The following is a 17,036-nucleotide window of genomic DNA, read 5'->3' as shown; positions in this document are numbered from 1 at the left end:
TGCAAACTAAAAATATAATATAAGGGATGAAATTAATGTCCAAGGTAGTTAATATAGTTGGTTCAAGTTCTAATGTTGGAAAAACTTATTTGCTTGAAGGATTAATAAAAGAACTAAAATTTAGGGGATATAGTATAGCTACTATAAAACATGATGTACATGGATTTGATATAGATAAAAAGGGAAAAGATACGTATAAGCATAGAAAAGCAGGTTCAGAAACTGTAATAATTTCTTCTAAAAATAGATTGGCAATGATAAAAGAATTAAAGGAAGAAACTGAACTTAATGATATTATTAAAATGGTATTAGATAAAGATATTATTTTAGTTGAGGGATATAAAAATAGTAATTTAAGAAAAATAGAAGTATTTAGAAGTGGAGTAAGCAATAAAATAATAACTCCTATTGAAAAAATTATTGCAGTTGCAAGTGATATTGATATAGAAGATTATAATTTAACAGTAGTTAATAAAGAAGATTATAAAAGGCTTGCAGACTTAATTGAAAAAGAGAAAGAATTTAAATTTGAAAATTATCAATAAAATATTTTCTAGAGCTAAGTGTCCTAAGGATATAGTCTATGGAGCTTATGCCGAAATTTTTATAATTTAAGGGTAATATTTGAAAAGATATTATCTCCACATTTTGGGAAGGAAAATAAGTTGATTTAGATATATTTAATTATTTACTAGTTAATTTAAAACCAATAGTTTTGGTTTTTATATTTAAAATTGGCTTATTACTCATACCTAAAATATGAAGTAATAAGTCAATTTTTATTTAAGAGGTGAGTAAATGAAGTCATTTATATTGTTAGAAGAAGCAATAAGTATATTAAATGATAATGTTAAGCATTTAGAAACTGAAGAAGTTGATTTAATAAATGGAATAAATAGAGTATTATCAGAGGATGTATATTCTAAAATTGATAATCCACCATTTAATAAATCAGCAATGGATGGATATGCAGTAATAGCAAATGATAGTAACTTTAAAGAAAAGATTAAGATAATAGATAAGGTTTTTGCAGGAGAAGTATGTAATAGTGAAGTTATATCAAAAACTGCCGTTAGAATAATGACAGGAGCGCCTATACCAAAGGGAGCAACCGCAGTAATTAAGCAAGAGGATGTTACTTTAATTGATAATAACTTTATCATTTTAAATAAAACTTTAAAAGAAAATGAAAATGTTTGTTTTAAGGGTGAAGATATAAAAAAAGGAAAATTATTAGTTAGTAAGGGTAAAAAATTAGATTTTGCAGATATAGGAATTATTGCAAGTACAGGAATAGAAAGAGTTAAAGTTTATAAGCTTCCTAAAATTGCTTTAATTAGTACTGGTGATGAAGTTATAGATATAGGAGAAAAATTAATACCAGGAAAAATATTTAATAGTAATAAGTATAGCATAATTTCTAGAATTAAAGAGTTAGGATTTAATATTGATTATACAACTCATGTAAAAGATATAGATAGTCAAATTGGTGAGTGCATAAGTAGGCTTTCTAATGATATGGATATAATAATTACTACTGGTGGAGTTTCGGTTGGAGATAAGGACTTATTAAATGAAGTTATAGATAATATTGATGGAAAAAGACTATTTTGGAAAGTTAAAATTAAACCAGGATCAGCTGTGCTTTGTAGCAAAGTGAATAATTCTTTGGTTATTAGTTTATCGGGAAACCCTACAGCGGCTTTAACAGCATTTGAGCTATTTGTAAAAACTTCATTAAGAAAAATGTGTGGTTATAATGAAATTAAGATAGAAAGAGAAAAAGCAATATTGTCTGATAATTTTAGTAAGAAAAGTCCAAATAGAAGATTTATTAGAGCAAGATCTGAAATTGAAGATGGAAAACAAGTTGTATATATAACTCAAGTTAAAAGTGGAAACGGAATATTAAGTTCAAATTTAAACTCAAATTGTATGATTGAGGTTCAAGGTGGAAGTGAGGGGCTTAGGGCAGGAGAAATAGTAGATATCATAAAGTTTTAAGGAGATATATTTATGATAAATAAAACTTTGGCTATTTTAGCTGGTGGAAAAAGTAGTAGAATGAATTATAATAATAAGGCACTACTAAGTTATAAAGAGAAAAAATTTATTGAACATATAATTGAAGCAGGTAAAGAGTATAAGGAAATAATTATAGTTTCAAATAATATAGAAGAATATAAGGATTTTAATGTAAGAGTAGTTAAAGATATATATAAGGGAAACGGTCCATTAAGCGGAATACATTCAGCACTTATTAATTCAAGTACAGATAAGGTTTTATGTGTTGCTTGTGATATGCCACTTATTACCAAAGATACATTAAATATTATAGGAAATCTTAGTGAAGAATATGATGTGCTAGTACCAAAGGTTAATGAAAAGATGCAACCTTTATGTAGCATATACTCTAAAAAAATTGTTACTAAGCTTGAAGAGGCAATAAGGAAAAATAATAATAAGCTTCAATTATTAATAAAATCATTAAATTTTAAAGTAATTGAAGGTGACTGTAAAAATAAATTTATAGAGAGGGATTTTTCTAATATAAATACGGAAAAGGAATATAGAGAATTGGAGGATGTTTAATGTATACTGTTGGAATAATTACAAGTAGTGATAAAGGATATGCAGGAGAAAGAGAAGATAAAAGTGGAGAGATAATAAAAGAATTAGTTGAAGCTGCTGGATTTACTGTTGTAAAACAAGTTATATTACCTGATGATAGAAAAATGCTTGCAAATGAATTTAAAGTAATGAGTGATGAACTTAAGGTTAATTTAGTGTTAAGCACTGGTGGAACTGGATTTTCTAAAAGAGATATTACTCCAGAAGCTACAAGAGATATAATTGAAAGAGAAGCACCAGGAATATGCGAAGCAATTAGAATGTATAGTATGCAAATTACAAAAAGAGCAATGCTTTCAAGAGCTGTATCAGGAATAAGAAAAGATACTTTGATAGTTAATTTGCCAGGAAGTCCTAAGGCGTGTAAAGAAGCATTAGATTATGTATTAGACGATATTAAACATGGAATTGATATATTATTAGGAACTTCAAAGGATTGTGCTAGAAAATAAAGAGGGAGGCAGATTTAAAGATGAAAATGATAAGAGTTCAAGATGCTATAGGAACTATATTATCTCATGATGTAACTCAAATAATTCCGGGTGAGTTTAAAGGAAGACTTTTTAAAAAAGGTCATATAATTAAAGAGGAAGACATTGAAAAGTTATTATCAATAGGAAAAGAGCATGTATATGTATGGGAACCAGTTGAAGGGCAACTTCATGAAAATGATGCTGCAACAAGAATATCAAATTTAGTTGTTGGAGATGGAATTAAACTTTCAGATGAAATTAAGGAAGGAAAAGTAGACTTTTTTGCTGATATAGATGGAGTTTTAAAAATAGATAAATCTAACCTATTTAAATTAAATTCAGTTGGAGAAATAATAGTATCAACATTACATAATAATACACCTATTAAAAAGGGTGAAAAGGTTGGGGCAACAAGAGTTATTCCATTAATTATAGATGAAGAGAAAATTATAAATGCTGAAAATTTAATTAAGGAAAAAATAATAAGCGTATCAGAGATAAAGTCTAAAAAATGTCTTTTAATAACTACAGGGAATGAAGTATATAAAGGAAGAATTAAGGATGCCTTTTTACCAGTTATAAAGAAAAAACTAGGATATTATGGTAGTGAAGTTGTAAGACAAGTAATTTTACCTGATGAAAAGGAAAGAATAATTGAAGAAATTCAAAAGGGCTTATCAGAAGGGGTAGATATGATTATATGCACTGGTGGAATGTCAGTAGACCCAGATGATGTAACGCCTACAGCTATAAAAGAATGTGGAGGAGAACTTGTAACTTATGGCTCTCCAGTTCTTCCAGGTGCCATGTTTTTACTAGCTTATCATAAAGATACTCCAATATTAGGAGTTCCAAGTTGTGCTATGTATTCTAAGAGAACAGTTTTAGATTTAGTATTGCCTAGAATATTAAGTAATGAAAGATTAACAATAGAAGATATAGTAGAATACGGTCATGGTGGATTATGTTTAGATTGTAATGTTTGTACATTTCCACATTGCTCATTTGGTAAATAGATAAAATCTTAGGAGGAAATATGGATAATAAGTTAACACATTTTGATAATAGTGGGAATGCTAGAATGGTTGATGTTTCTGAAAAAAATGAAACAGCAAGAGTTGCAATAGCAGTTTCTAAAATTAGAGTAAGCAAAGAAACATTATGTCTTATTGAAGCTGGTAAAATTGGAAAGGGGGATGTATTAGGGGTTGCTAGAGTTGCAGGAATAATGGCTAGTAAACAAACATCAAATTTAATTCCTATGTGCCATCCTTTAATGATTACAAGTTGTAATTTGGATTTTGATATAAATAGAGAAGAAAATTATATAAAAATAACGGCTACAGTAAAAATAGTTGATAAAACAGGTGTTGAAATGGAAGCATTAACAGCAGCTATGGTTTCTGCATTAACTATTTATGATATGTGTAAGGCTGTAGACAAGAGAATGGTTATAGAAGAAACTCATTTGCTTAAAAAAACAGGAGGAAAGAGTGGGGAGTTTAACTTTTAAATTACCCTTTAATTAAAATGAAAGATAAGTTTGGTAGAGAAATAGATTATTTAAGGGTATCAGTAACTGATAATTGCAATTTAAGATGTATTTATTGCATGGACGAAAAGAACAATACATTTTTAAAAGGTGATGAAAAATTAACTGATGATGAAATATATAAAGTTATAAAAGCAAGTGCGGGTTTAGGCATAAAAAAGATTAGAATAACTGGTGGAGAACCATTAGTTAGACCCAATATTGTTAAATTAATAAGTAAAATAAATACTATTCAAGGAATTGAGGAAATTTATTTAACTACAAATGGTATTTTACTTGCAGATATGATAGAGGAATTATCAGCTAATGGACTTAAAGGAGTTAATATTAGTTTAGATTCTTTAAAAGAAGAAAGATTTAATAAGCTAACACGTGTAGGAAAGTTAAAAAAAGTTTTAAAGGCAATAGATAAAGCTATTGAATTAGGGTTAAAAGTTAAATTAAATACTGTTATAGTTAATGATATAAATAAAGATGAGATATTAGACTTTGTAAAACTGACACTTGAAAGGCCTATAGATATTAGATTTATAGAGCTTATGCCAATAGGTATTGCAGTTAATTATAAAGGTGTTACTAATGAGGAAGTTTTAAAAATTATATCAGAAAATTATAAAGAATATGAAGAAGTGATTAGAAGCAAAAGTGGTGGACCTGCATCATATATAAAACTAAAAGATGGAAAAGGTAAAATTGGGTTTATAAGTGCAATTAGTAATTGTTTTTGTGAGGAATGTAATAGGGTTAGATTAACTCCAGAAGGCTTTTTAAAGCAATGTTTACATTTTAATTATGGAGTAGATTTAAAAAGCAAACTTAGAGAAGATATAAGTGATGAAGAACTTAAAAACATAATTTACGATAATATTTATGATAAGCCTGAAAAACATTTATTTTTAGAAAAAAGTGATCATAAAGAATTGAAATTTATGAATCAAATTGGAGGATAATAAAGTGGGAAAAGTAATAGCAATATGTACAAGTAAACATAAAGGAACTCTTAAGAATGAAGTTTCAGAAGCAAACTTTATAGAGGAGTTTGGAATAGAGGGAGATGCACATGCAGGGAAATGGCACAGACAAGTAAGCCTTTTAGCTTTAGAAAAAATTGAGGATTTTAGAAATAAAGGTGGAAATGTTGATTTTGGAGCCTTTGGAGAAAATTTAGTTATTGAAGGCTTTGAATTAAATAAATTACCAATAGGGCAAAGATTAACAGTAGGTGATGAAGTTTTATTAGAAGTTACTCAAATTGGTAAAGAATGTCATGATAAATGTGCAATTTATTATCAAGTTGGTGAATGCATAATGCCTAAAAATGGTATATTTACAAGAGTATTAAAGGGTGGAAAAGTAAAACTTGAAGACGAGGTTACTTTAGTTAAAAGTGATAAAAAGATATTAAGTTTATAATATTAAGAGATGTGTTTTCACATCTCAATTTTTTTATATATAAAAATAATTTAGAAATTAACAATATTGTGATAAAAATCACATACTAGATATTGAAAGATAGATATAATTTAAATTGTTCAAGATAAGATTAGTAAAATTGTTATTTTTAAAGTGAAAAAATTAACAAATAGATTAAACTAAGTGTAAATGAGCAAAATAAATAGAGACTTTATTTTATTATTAATATCATTATTTTTAGGAGGAATTATGAATAATAAGTCATTATTACAAAAAATTCAGAACATGCCAGTTCCAGTATTGCCAACAATGGTAGGGGCATTAACTTTATCTACTGTTTATTCTAACCTAGGTTATACATGGGTAAGGCATATAACTGCATGGGTTGCAGTTTTAGTATTAGTAGCATATATAACTAAAATAGTTGTATATCCTAAAACTTGTATTAAGGAATATTCTAATACTATACCAGCATCTCTTTATGCAGGATTTACAATGATAACTATGATTTTAGGTAGTTATTTTTATAATGCAAGTCCAATATTCGGTAAGACATTATGGTTTGCAGGTTTAATTTTACATGCAATTCATATTTTAGTTTTTACATATAGAAACGTTATAAAAGGCGTTAATATGCAAACTTTTGTTCCAAGTTGGTTTGTTACTTATAATGGTATCATGGTTTCAACTGTTGTTGGAGGAGTAATGAATGAACCATTAATAGGGAAAATTGTTGTTTATTATGGAATTGCTGTATTTACAATTATAATACCATTTATGATTTATAGATTAGCAAAACATGAGTTAAAAGATCCAATGTTCCATACTCAAGCAATTGTACTTGCACCATCAAGTCTTTGCTTAGTAAGTTACCTTAACTTTATTGAAACACCTAATAAGTTTATAGTATATTACTTATACTTTGCAGTAATTTGTGCATTAATATTTATATTAATTAAGTTACCAAAATTCTTCTCATTTATATTCCATCCAGGGTTTGCAGGACTTACATTCCCTATGGCTATAGGAATAGTAGCATCAACTAAAATGGCTGCATATTTAACAGGTCAAGGATATGAGACTTTTGGAAATATTGTTAAGCAAATATCAGGAATACAATTATATATTACTACAGGTATAATATCAGTTGTACTATTTAAATTCTTTATGATGTTAGTAGATAGTTATAAAAATAAATAATATAATTAATAAAAGAGCTTCTAGTTATCTTAAAACTAGAAGCTTTCTTTATATAAATAATTATTTTTATATAAAAGTTAAATTTAAAATTGAAAGATTATATAAAAATAAAAGTAACAAACAATAATAATATATTGACTTATAAAATAAATTTTTTATAATAAAACCATGTTACCGTTTTGAGGTAATGATTTTGGAGGAATTTATGGAAGAAAGAAAAAAAGCAATTCAAAGTCTTAAAATAGCAAAGGGACAAATTGAAGGAATAATTAAAATGATTGAAGATGGAAGGTATTGCATTGATATTTCTAATCAAATAATTGCAGTTCAATCATTATTAAAAAAATCTAATATAGAAATATTAAGAGGACATTTAGATCACTGTGTAAAAGATGCTATTTTAAATAGCAATGGAGATGAAAAAATAAATGAAATTATAAATTTATTTGAAAAGATCTCAAAATAGTTATTTTAAAAATATATATTGAAAGATATCTTCCTAGAAATTCTTTATCTTTAGGAGACTTAGTTCTAAATTTAAGAATACACTTTATTAAATTTAATAAAATGTATTCTTAATTTTTTTATTTTTATAAAATTGTTATAAAATTATTGCGTTACTAAAATTGGATTTTATAGCAGAAATTAAATTAGATTTTAAAATTTGTGGATAAAGTTATGAAATTTATGTTAAAATCAATAGTGAGAAAGTTGAAAAATAAATAAAAATGAAGTAAGGAGTTGAAAAATGAATAAAACTACAATTTATGAAGAGAGAAGCAAAAAGTATATTGGTTATATGCTTATGGGTACTATAGTGTTTTTATTATTTTCACTTATAGCTATAAGAGTAATTGATATTAATAAAATAAATTCTCTGCCAATTCTTAAAGATTTAAATTCAATTAATATTGTTATAGGTATTATAGCAATTCCGTGTTGCTTATTATATTATTATATGTATAGAAATAACGAATTTTTCATATTAACTCTATCATATATAAGTATTTTTATTGAGTATATTTATGTAAATTATATTGGAGTAAATTTAGAACTATCACAATGTTTAATAAACTTTCCATTCATTTTTAGAATATTTTTATTAACTATTGCAATTTTTAATGATGGTAAATCTGTAAAAAGAATTACTGAAAATAAAAAGCTTTCAGTAATTATAGCATTACTACTTAATATTATCATTATATATATAGAGGTAAAATTAGGACTAAATGAATTCTTTCATAGAAAAAATCCATTTATTTGGAATGTATTTCAAATAAATATATTAGTGTATTATACAGTATTATTATTTTTATTAGCTATAAGATGCATAAGAAAAAAAGAGTTTATATATACAATTTTTATTTCAACCATTAGTATATTTAGTATTAGAAGAGTTTTTTATTATTCTATATATAATAATTATAACAATAATATTGTTGAATATAATAAGGTACTAACTTTTATTGCGTATCTTATATTACTTACTGGATTATATATTGAAATTATAAGAAGGATTGAAGAAAGTATTAGGTTAAATAGACAAATAAATGATTTTCAGAAGTTAAAAATAAAATATAAAGAAATAAAAGAAGTTGAAAAAGCAAAAGGACAATTTTTTGCAAATTTATCTCATGAAATAAAAACTCCAATTAATATAATTTATTCTTGTGTTCAATTATTAGATATAAATAAAGAGGAAGGAGAAAAATCTTTATGGAATTCTTATAATAAATATGATAATACAATAAAGCAAAATTGTTATAGGTTATTAAGACTTGTAAATAATTTAGTTGATATTACAAAAATAGATTCTGGATATATGAATTTAAATTTTGTTAATTATGAAATTGTTGATTTAGTTGAAGACATAACATTATCAATTGTTCCATATGTAGAATCTAAAAATATAAATGTATTATTCGATACATTTATAGAAGAATTAGAAATAAGATGTGATCCAGAAAGTATAGAAAGAGTTATTTTAAATTTAATTTCAAATGCTGTTAAGTTTACTAATAATGATGGTAATATATGTGTTTTAATGGATGCTGATGATAATTATGTTACTATAAGAGTTAAGGATGATGGAGTAGGAATATCAAAAGATGTTCAAGAAGAAATATTTAAAAGATTTGTACAAGAAGACAAATCTTTTAATAGAAAAAAAGAGGGTAGCGGTATAGGATTAGCTTTAGTTAAATCTTTAGTTGAGTTATATGATGGACAAGTATACCTAGAAAGTAATGTAGAAAAAGGTAGTGAATTTGTTGTTAAGTTACCTAATGTCAGAATTGAAAACGAAGAAGAAAATGATAATAAGGTAATGGATGCAGATAATAAACCATTAGTTCAAAAAATACATATAGAGTTTTCTGATATTTATGAATTATATTAAATAAGTTTTATAAAAAAGGAGCTATATAATATTAAAAATATTATATAGCTCCTTTTAATTATATATAAATTTTATTAATATACTATATAAAAATTTATTTTATATAAGTTTACTTTAAAATTATAATATAACATAGAAATATAAAAGTACAATTATACCTAATATTATTCTATACCAACCAAAAACCTTAAAGTCATTATTTTTGATATAAGACATTAAGAATTTAATAGCAAGTATTGATACTATAAATGCAACAATACTACCTACTAATAATATTGCTAATTCGTTTCCTGTCATTACAAATCCAGTTTGTATTCCAAATTTAACAAGCTTTAAAGCACTAGCTCCAAACATAACAGGAATTGCAAGGAAGAAAGTAAATTCTGCTGCTACAGTTCTAGACACACCAATTAGTAAAGCTCCAACTATAGTTGCACCAGAACGAGAAGTTCCAGGGAAAACTGCTGCGATAAGTTGGAAAAGACCAATCATAATTGCTACTGTATAAGTTATTTCTGCTAAACTATTAATTTTAGGGTTTTTACCTTTATTGTAGTTTTCTATTATTATAAATAAAATACCAAATATAATAAGCATTATGGCAACTGTTGTAGGATTATAGAATAATGCATTAAGCTGATCATCAAATAAAAGTCCTACAATAGCAGCAGGAATACAAGCAACTACTATTTTAACCCACATTATTAATGTATCTTTTTCTATTTTAATTCCGTTATCAAATTTAAAAGGAAAGATTTTCTTCCAATATAATAAAATAACTGCAAAGATAGCACCAAGCTGTATAACTACTAAAAACATTTCCATAAATTCTTCAGAAACATTTAATTTTAAGAATTCATCTACTAAGATCATATGCCCAGTACTACTAATAGGAAGCCATTCTGTAATACCCTCAACTATACCAAGAATTATGGCTTTTATAATTTCTAAAAACTCCATCTAATTACCTCCATTATAACTAAATTTAATTACTTTTCTATTATATATAATAATAATAATTTATTAAAGGAAAAATAGTAAATTATAATAAAATTTTAATAAATTTGGGTAGAAATTCTAATAATTATGTATAAAAGTTTAATACTGTATATACATAAGTAAAATTATAGAGTAAAATTATAATATATATTTTATAAATTAAGTGGGGAAGAGGACATGAAGAAGTTATTAGTAGTAATTGATTATCAAAATGATTTTGTTAATGGAGCTTTAGGATTTAAAAAGGCAGAGCAATTAGAAGAAGGTATATATAATAAAGTTAAGGAATACTTAAATGCTGGAGATAATGTGATTTTTACATACGATACTCATACTGAAGAGTATTTAAATACAAGAGAAGGAAAAAACTTACCTGTATCTCATTGTATAATTAATACTAAAGGTCATGATTTATATGGAAAATTACAAGAGTTTAAAGATAATAAAAATATTACTCATATAAATAAACACTCTTTTGGAATTTCTCCAAAAGATATGATTAATATAGTGGAAAAAATAGGAGAAGATATAGGATATATTGAAATAGTAGGGGTTGTAACTAACATATGTGTGTTAAGTAATGTAGTTACATTCCAATCACAATATATAAATGCAGAAATTTCGGTAGATGCAAGTTTATGTGCAAGCTTTGATGAAGGCTTACATGAAAAGACTTTAGATGTAATTGAATCATTACAAGTTAAGGTGAAAAATAGAATAAGTTAAAAAAGAATGCATAAATTGCATTCTTTTTTGTTATAGAAATTTTAACTTATGGCTTATTTATAAGGAAAAACTCTTTTATTAAAAATACATAATATTTTTTATTTTTTAAATACTATTAAAGAATGAAAAATTTATGTAGGACATAATAGGATTAAAATGATTAATGAAAGAGAGGAAAAGACATGAGAAAAATGAAGACAATGGACGGAAATACCGCAGCTGCTTATATATCATATGCCTTTACAGAAGTAAGTGCAATTTTCCCAATAACACCTTCATCTCCTATGGCAGAGCATGTAGATGAATGGGTTGCTCAAGGAAAGAAAAATATATTTAATCAAACTGTAAAAGTTGTAGAGATGCAATCAGAAGCAGGGGCAGCGGGAGCACTTCATGGAATATTGCAAAGTGGTGCATTAGGAACTACATATACAGCTTCACAAGGATTACTATTAATGATACCTAATATGTATAAGATGGTTGGAGAAAGATTACCAGCAGTTATTCATGTTGCAGCAAGAGCATTAGCAACATCTTCTTTAAGTATTTTTGGTGATCATCAAGATGTTATGGCAGCAAGAGCAACAGGATGTGCAATGTTAGCAGAAGGGTCAGTACAAGAGGTTATGGATTTATCACCTGTAGCACACTTATCAGCTATTAAGGCGAAAATGCCTTTTGTTAATTTCTTTGATGGATTTAGAGTATCTCATGAAATTCAAAAAGTAGAAGTTTTAGAATATGATGAATTAGGAAAACTTATGGATTATGATGCTCTTGAGAGTTTTAGAAATAATTCATTAAATCCAAATCATCCAGTTACTAGAGGAACAGCTCAAAATCCTGATGTTTATTTCCAATTATGCGAATCTTTAAATAAATATTATGATGATATTCCTACTGTTGTTGAAGAATATATGAATAAAATTACTGAATTAACAGGAAGAGAATATCATTGTTTTGATTATTATGGAGATCCAGAAGCTGATAGAATTATAATATCTATGGGATCTGTAAATGAAGTTATAGAAGAAACTATAGATTACTTAAGAAATAAGGGAGAAAAGGTTGGTTTAGTTAAAGTTAGATTATATAGACCATTTAGTATAGAAAGATTATTAAATGCTATACCAAACTCTGCTAAAAAGATTGCTGTATTAGATAGAACTAAAGAACCAGGTTCAATTGGAGAACCATTATATTTAGATGTATTAAGAGCAGTTAATGAAATGGATAATCCACCTAAAGTAATTGGTGGTAGATATGGTTTAGGTTCTAAGGACCCATATCCTGCTGATATAGCAGCAATATATGATAATTTAAATAGTGAAAATCCTAAGAATACATTTACTATTGGAATAGAAGATGATGTAACAAATTTATCATTAAAGCCTATCAAAGAAGTAGATGTAGCTATAGAAGGAACAACAGCATGTAAATTCTGGGGACTTGGATCTGATGGTACAGTTGGTGCAAATAAAAATGCTATAAAAATAATAGGTGACCATACTAATATGTATGCTCAAGGATATTTTGCATACGATTCAAAAAAATCAGGTGGTATAACTATTTCACATTTAAGATTTGGAAAAAATCCTATAAAGTCACATTATGAAATAGATAAAGCTGATTTTGTAGCATGTCATAATCAATCTTATGTGTATTCATATAAGGTTCTTGAGGGATTAAGAGAAAATGGAGTATTTGTATTAAATACTATTTGGAATGAAGAAGAATTAAATGATAGATTACCAGCTGAAATGAAGAGATACATAGCTGAGAAGAATATTAATTTCTACACAATTAATGCAGTTAAAATAGCACAAGAAATAGGTCTTGGTGGAAGAATTAATATGATAATGCAAGCAGCATTCTTTAAACTTGCTAATATAATTCCTGTTGATGAAGCTATTAAGTATTTAAAAGATGCAGTAGTAACATCTTATGGTAAAAAAGGTGAAAAAGTTGTAAATATGAACTATGCTGCAATTGATAAAGGGCTTGAATCAGTTGTTAAAATAAATGTTCCAGATAGCTGGAAAGATGCAAAGGATGATAAGGTTGAAGAAAAGATGCCTGTTCCTGATTTTGTTAGAGATATATGTATTCCTATAAATAAACTTCAAGGAAATAATTTACCAGTTTCAGCTTTTGTAAATAATAATATTGAAGATGGAACATTTATGCATGGTACTACAGCATATGAAAAGAGGGGAATTGCAGTTAATGTCCCAGAATGGATACCAGAAAATTGTATACAATGTAATCAATGTTCATATGTATGTCCACATGCAAGTATAAGACCTTTCTTATCAACAGAAGAAGAGGCAAGTAATGCTCCAGCAAGTTTTAAAAAATTAAAAGCAAATGGTGTTAAGAGTGAAAAACCTTATTTCTATACAATTGGTGTAACTCCATTAGATTGTACAGGATGTTCAAATTGTGCAGAAGTATGTCCTGCACCAGGAAAGGCTTTAATAATGAAGCCAGCTGATTCACAACATGATCAAATAGAAGCATGGAATTACTCAGTAGAAAGTATTAAGAATAAAAAGAATCCTATGAATAAAAATACTGTTAAAGGTAGTCAATTTGAACAACCACTTTTAGAGTTCTCAGGAGCTTGTGCAGGATGTGGAGAAACTCCATATGCAAAATTAGTTACTCAATTATTTGGAGATAGAATGGTAATTGCTAATGCAACAGGATGTTCTTCTATCTGGGCATCTTCAGGTGCTGCAACTGCATATACAAAAAATCAAAATGGGCATGGTCCAGCATGGGCTAACTCATTATTTGAAGATAATGCAGAATATGGACTAGGAATGTTCATGGGAGTTAAAACAATAAGAGAAAGAATTGCTTCAAACATTAAAAAGGCATTAGATGAAAATTTATGTGGTAGTGCAAAAGAAGCAATGCAAGATTGGTTAAATAATAAAGATGTTGGAGAAGGTTCAAGAGAAAGAGCAGATAAATTAGAAGCTGCATTAAATGAATGTAATGATGAAATTGCAAAAGAAATTTTAAAGGATAAGGAATTCTTCATAAAGAGATCACAATGGATATTTGGTGGAGATGGTTGGGCATATGATATTGGATATGGTGGATTAGATCATGTTCTTGCTAGTAATGAAGATGTAAATGTCCTTGTATTTGACACAGAAATTTACTCTAATACTGGAGGTCAAGCATCTAAATCAACTCCAACTGCAGCAATTGCAAAATTTGCAGCATCAGGTAAGAGAACTAAGAAGAAAGATTTAGGTATGATGGCAATGAGCTATGGTTATGTATATGTAGCTCAAGTATCTTTAGGAGCAGATAAAAATCAAACTATAAAAGCCATTACAGAAGCTGAAAATTATAATGGACCATCATTAATAATTGCTTATGCACCATGTATTAGCCATGGAATTAAAAACGGTATGAGCAATACACCAGATGAACAAAAGAAAGCTGTAGATTGTGGATATTGGAATCTTTATAGATATAACCCAACTCTTAAGGGAGAAAAGAATCCATTTACTTTAGATTCTAAAGAACCAAAAGCAAACTTTAAGGATTTCCTAATGGGAGAAGTAAGATATGCAGCTTTAGCTAAGGTATTCCCAGAATTAGCAGAAGAATTATTTGATAAAACAGAAAAAGATGCTAAAGAAAGATTAGAAAATTATAAAAAGTTAGCACAAGATAAGTAAAAGTATAAAAAGTTAAAGAGCTAGTTTTATAAACTAAGCTCTTTAATTTTTTTATTAAATTTATGATAAACATTTTTTACTATGTAAGGTTCAGTGCAATGAATATGAAGTTCATTAATTGGTATCCATTTAACACCACTAGTTTCTTCTTCATTGACAATTAACTCATCATCTTCATTTGCTTCTAAGAGATATGCTACAGATAAATGTAAATGAGAAGATACATATTGATTATTTTTTATATGACCATTAACGTTTAAAACATCTAATCCTAAAATTTCATTTGTTATAGGATAAACTGTTTTGAGCCCAGTTTCCTCTTTAGCTTCTTTAATTGCCACATGAAGTAAGTCAGAGTCGCCATCAGCATGACCACCAGTCCAAGCCCAAGTTTGATATATATTATGGTAAATCATTAATACTTTTGTTCTATCTTTATTAACAATATATCCTGAACTAGTTATATGTGCTATTGTATTTTCTCTAGTTAATAAGTTATCAAATTTATTTATACATTCTAAAATTAAAGCTTTATCTTTAGCTTCTTGTTTATTATATGGAACATACTTTTCAATAGAATTAATCCAATTCATAATTTTAAACCTCTCTAAAAGTGAAATATAATAATTATAATAACACAAATAATAAAAAAGTGAATTATATTATTGTATTATATAAAATATTAATTAAAAAAATAGGACAAGAATGAATTATATCTTGTCCTATTTTAAGGTTTATCTATGATTTGTGAATAATCAAGGATATTCTAATATTTGTACGGTAACTTGTCTTCTTCCCCAAGATACACATTCTGCATAGCTATTTAAGAATACATCAATGATATTACCTTTAATAGCACCACCAGTATCAGCAGCTATTGCAACTCCATAACCAGATACATAAACCTTTGTACCAAGTGGAATTACTTTAGGGTCAACAGCTATAGTACTAACCCCATTAGGATTTCTAACTGGTTTTAATCCAGAAGCAGTAATACCATGACCATAGTAGGCTGTAGATTCCATTTGTAATGTTTTTATTGCATTTCCTACTGTAGCACCAGTTGTTGGAATTGAAGGAGCATTAAGCTGAGATATTCTTGCTTTAGCATTGTTAATCGCATCTTTAGCCATATTAATAACTTTTGAACTATTTAACAATGGAATATAAGAATTCAATGTATCAATAGCATTTTGAAGCTCAGATGCTGAAGCAGTTGATGAATTTGCAATTGATAAAGGATTAGAAATTAAAATCTTTTCGTTTTCCTCTATAACTGAAAATACAGCTGCTTTTTCTGCATTTAGTTTATCAGAATAGTCTTCTTGTTCTTGCTTCTTTTCTTCTACCACTTTTAAATCATTTTCTATAGTTGTGTGTAATATTTTTAATTCATTATTTTTAGTGTTTAAAGTTTCCATATCTTTATTTAATGAATCTTTTTTTTCATTTATATCAGCAAGAATTTTTTTATCAGTAGAAATTATTTTTGATATAGCATCAATTCTAGAAAATAAATCAGTTATACTAGTTGATGTTAAAATACTAACTATCATATTTGAAGATATGTTAGTTTTATACATATTTCTTACTCTGCCATCTAATGTTTCTTGCGCTTCTTCAATTTCAAGCTTTGTTTGTTCTAATTTAGCTTCAGTAGATTGAATTTGAGTTTCAATAGAAGCAATAGCTTCTTTATTTTCATTAAGCTTAGAATTGATATTAGCTATTTCAGTATTTAATTTTTCTATTTTAGAGTCTAATTCTAATATTTCACTATCAAGTTGTTTATATTTTGATAAGTTTTCGTTTATTGTATCTTGTGGTGTGGTAGCATATGGAACAATAGTTAAAGAAGATAAAAATATTGTAGTTGCTAATGCACAAGATATAGTTTTCTTAAACAAAAATATTCCTCCCCCATGATAAAATTAAAAAGTATA

At 27.0% G+C, this 17,036-nt stretch carries 16 protein-coding genes and 1 riboswitch; of the genes, 13 read left to right on the top strand and 3 right to left on the bottom strand.

All coding sequences use genetic code 11. The features are described from left to right. The first annotated feature begins 35 nt into the window (after window positions 1-35). The 11 genes from mobB (at window position 36) to QZ321_RS03480 (ending at window position 9,667) form a co-directional block, all read left to right on the top strand. On the top strand, window positions 36-545 hold the full coding sequence (gene mobB / locus QZ321_RS03530) for a molybdopterin-guanine dinucleotide biosynthesis protein B (protein WP_291741142.1): 510 nt from the start codon (window positions 36-38) through the stop codon (window positions 543-545). Continuing rightward, a riboswitch (molybdenum cofactor riboswitch) is annotated at window positions 540-675 on the top strand. (Overlaps the previous gene by 6 nt.) Before the next feature lie 123 nt (window positions 676-798). Beyond that, entirely contained in the window at window positions 799-2,004 is a 1,206-nt protein-coding gene (locus QZ321_RS03525; RefSeq protein ID WP_291749619.1) for a molybdopterin molybdotransferase MoeA, read from the top strand. 12 nt (window positions 2,005-2,016) lie between these two features. Continuing rightward, on the top strand, window positions 2,017-2,592 hold the full coding sequence (locus QZ321_RS03520; protein WP_291749616.1) for a molybdenum cofactor guanylyltransferase: 576 nt from the start codon (window positions 2,017-2,019) through the stop codon (window positions 2,590-2,592). Continuing rightward, the gene (locus QZ321_RS03515) at window positions 2,592-3,083 is read left to right on the top strand and encodes a MogA/MoaB family molybdenum cofactor biosynthesis protein (RefSeq protein WP_291741139.1); all 492 of its coding nucleotides are present in this window, start codon (window positions 2,592-2,594) and stop codon (window positions 3,081-3,083) included. Before QZ321_RS03520 ends, QZ321_RS03515 begins: the two co-directional genes overlap by 1 nt. A 20-nt stretch (window positions 3,084-3,103) precedes the next feature. Further along, entirely contained in the window at window positions 3,104-4,120 is a 1,017-nt protein-coding gene (locus QZ321_RS03510) for a molybdopterin-binding protein (RefSeq protein ID WP_291749613.1), read from the top strand. 20 nt (window positions 4,121-4,140) lie between these two features. Further along, entirely contained in the window at window positions 4,141-4,617 is a 477-nt protein-coding gene (gene moaC, locus QZ321_RS03505; RefSeq protein ID WP_291749611.1) for a cyclic pyranopterin monophosphate synthase MoaC, read from the top strand. A gap of 17 nt (window positions 4,618-4,634) precedes the next feature. Beyond that, on the top strand, window positions 4,635-5,606 hold the full coding sequence (moaA, locus tag QZ321_RS03500) for a GTP 3',8-cyclase MoaA (RefSeq protein WP_291749608.1): 972 nt from the start codon (window positions 4,635-4,637) through the stop codon (window positions 5,604-5,606). Window positions 5,607-5,610: 4 nt separating this feature from the next. Next, window positions 5,611-6,069, top strand: a complete 459-nt coding sequence (locus QZ321_RS03495; protein ID WP_291741130.1) for an MOSC domain-containing protein — start codon at window positions 5,611-5,613, stop codon at window positions 6,067-6,069. 249 nt (window positions 6,070-6,318) lie between these two features. Continuing rightward, the gene (locus QZ321_RS03490; protein ID WP_291749605.1) at window positions 6,319-7,269 is read left to right on the top strand and encodes a TDT family transporter; all 951 of its coding nucleotides are present in this window, start codon (window positions 6,319-6,321) and stop codon (window positions 7,267-7,269) included. Between the two features lie 205 nt (window positions 7,270-7,474). Beyond that, window positions 7,475-7,735: a metal-sensing transcriptional repressor gene (locus tag QZ321_RS03485; protein WP_291741126.1), complete on the top strand. Its 261-nt coding sequence runs from the start codon at window positions 7,475-7,477 to the stop codon at window positions 7,733-7,735. A 282-nt stretch (window positions 7,736-8,017) separates the two neighbouring features. Beyond that, on the top strand, window positions 8,018-9,667 hold the full coding sequence (locus QZ321_RS03480; protein ID WP_291749602.1) for a HAMP domain-containing sensor histidine kinase: 1,650 nt from the start codon (window positions 8,018-8,020) through the stop codon (window positions 9,665-9,667). 120 nt (window positions 9,668-9,787) lie between these two features. On the opposite strand, the gene QZ321_RS03475 is transcribed toward QZ321_RS03480, so the two are convergent. Beyond that, complete coding sequence (locus QZ321_RS03475) at window positions 9,788-10,627, bottom strand: undecaprenyl-diphosphate phosphatase (RefSeq protein ID WP_291749599.1); 840 nt, start codon at window positions 10,625-10,627, stop codon at window positions 9,788-9,790. A gap of 216 nt (window positions 10,628-10,843) precedes the next feature. On the opposite strand from QZ321_RS03475, the gene QZ321_RS03470 reads away from it, so the two are divergent. Beyond that, a complete protein-coding gene (locus tag QZ321_RS03470; protein ID WP_291749596.1) occupies window positions 10,844-11,392 on the top strand; it encodes an isochorismatase family cysteine hydrolase in 549 nt (182 codons plus the stop codon). A 182-nt stretch (window positions 11,393-11,574) separates the two neighbouring features. After that, a complete protein-coding gene (gene nifJ, locus QZ321_RS03465) occupies window positions 11,575-15,093 on the top strand; it encodes a pyruvate:ferredoxin (flavodoxin) oxidoreductase (RefSeq protein ID WP_291749592.1) in 3,519 nt (1,172 codons plus the stop codon). A 26-nt stretch (window positions 15,094-15,119) separates the two neighbouring features. Here nifJ and QZ321_RS03460 read toward each other — a convergent pair whose 3' ends face one another. Both QZ321_RS03460 and QZ321_RS03455 read right to left on the bottom strand, forming a co-directional pair. Further along, entirely contained in the window at window positions 15,120-15,686 is a 567-nt protein-coding gene (locus tag QZ321_RS03460; protein WP_291749589.1) for an NUDIX hydrolase, read from the bottom strand. A gap of 162 nt (window positions 15,687-15,848) precedes the next feature. Further along, window positions 15,849-17,000 carry a 3D domain-containing protein gene (locus QZ321_RS03455; RefSeq protein ID WP_291749586.1) on the bottom strand — a complete coding sequence of 384 codons (1,152 nt, stop codon included), beginning with the start codon at window positions 16,998-17,000 and terminating at the stop codon, window positions 15,849-15,851. Window positions 17,001-17,036: the final 36 nt, after the last annotated feature.

The sequence above is a fragment of the uncultured Clostridium sp. genome (assembly GCF_910588715.1).
GTDB lineage: Bacteria > Bacillota > Clostridia > Clostridiales > Clostridiaceae > Clostridium.
Note: the sequence above shows the minus strand (reverse complement) of the source record. Positions and strands in the feature narration are given on the sequence as shown.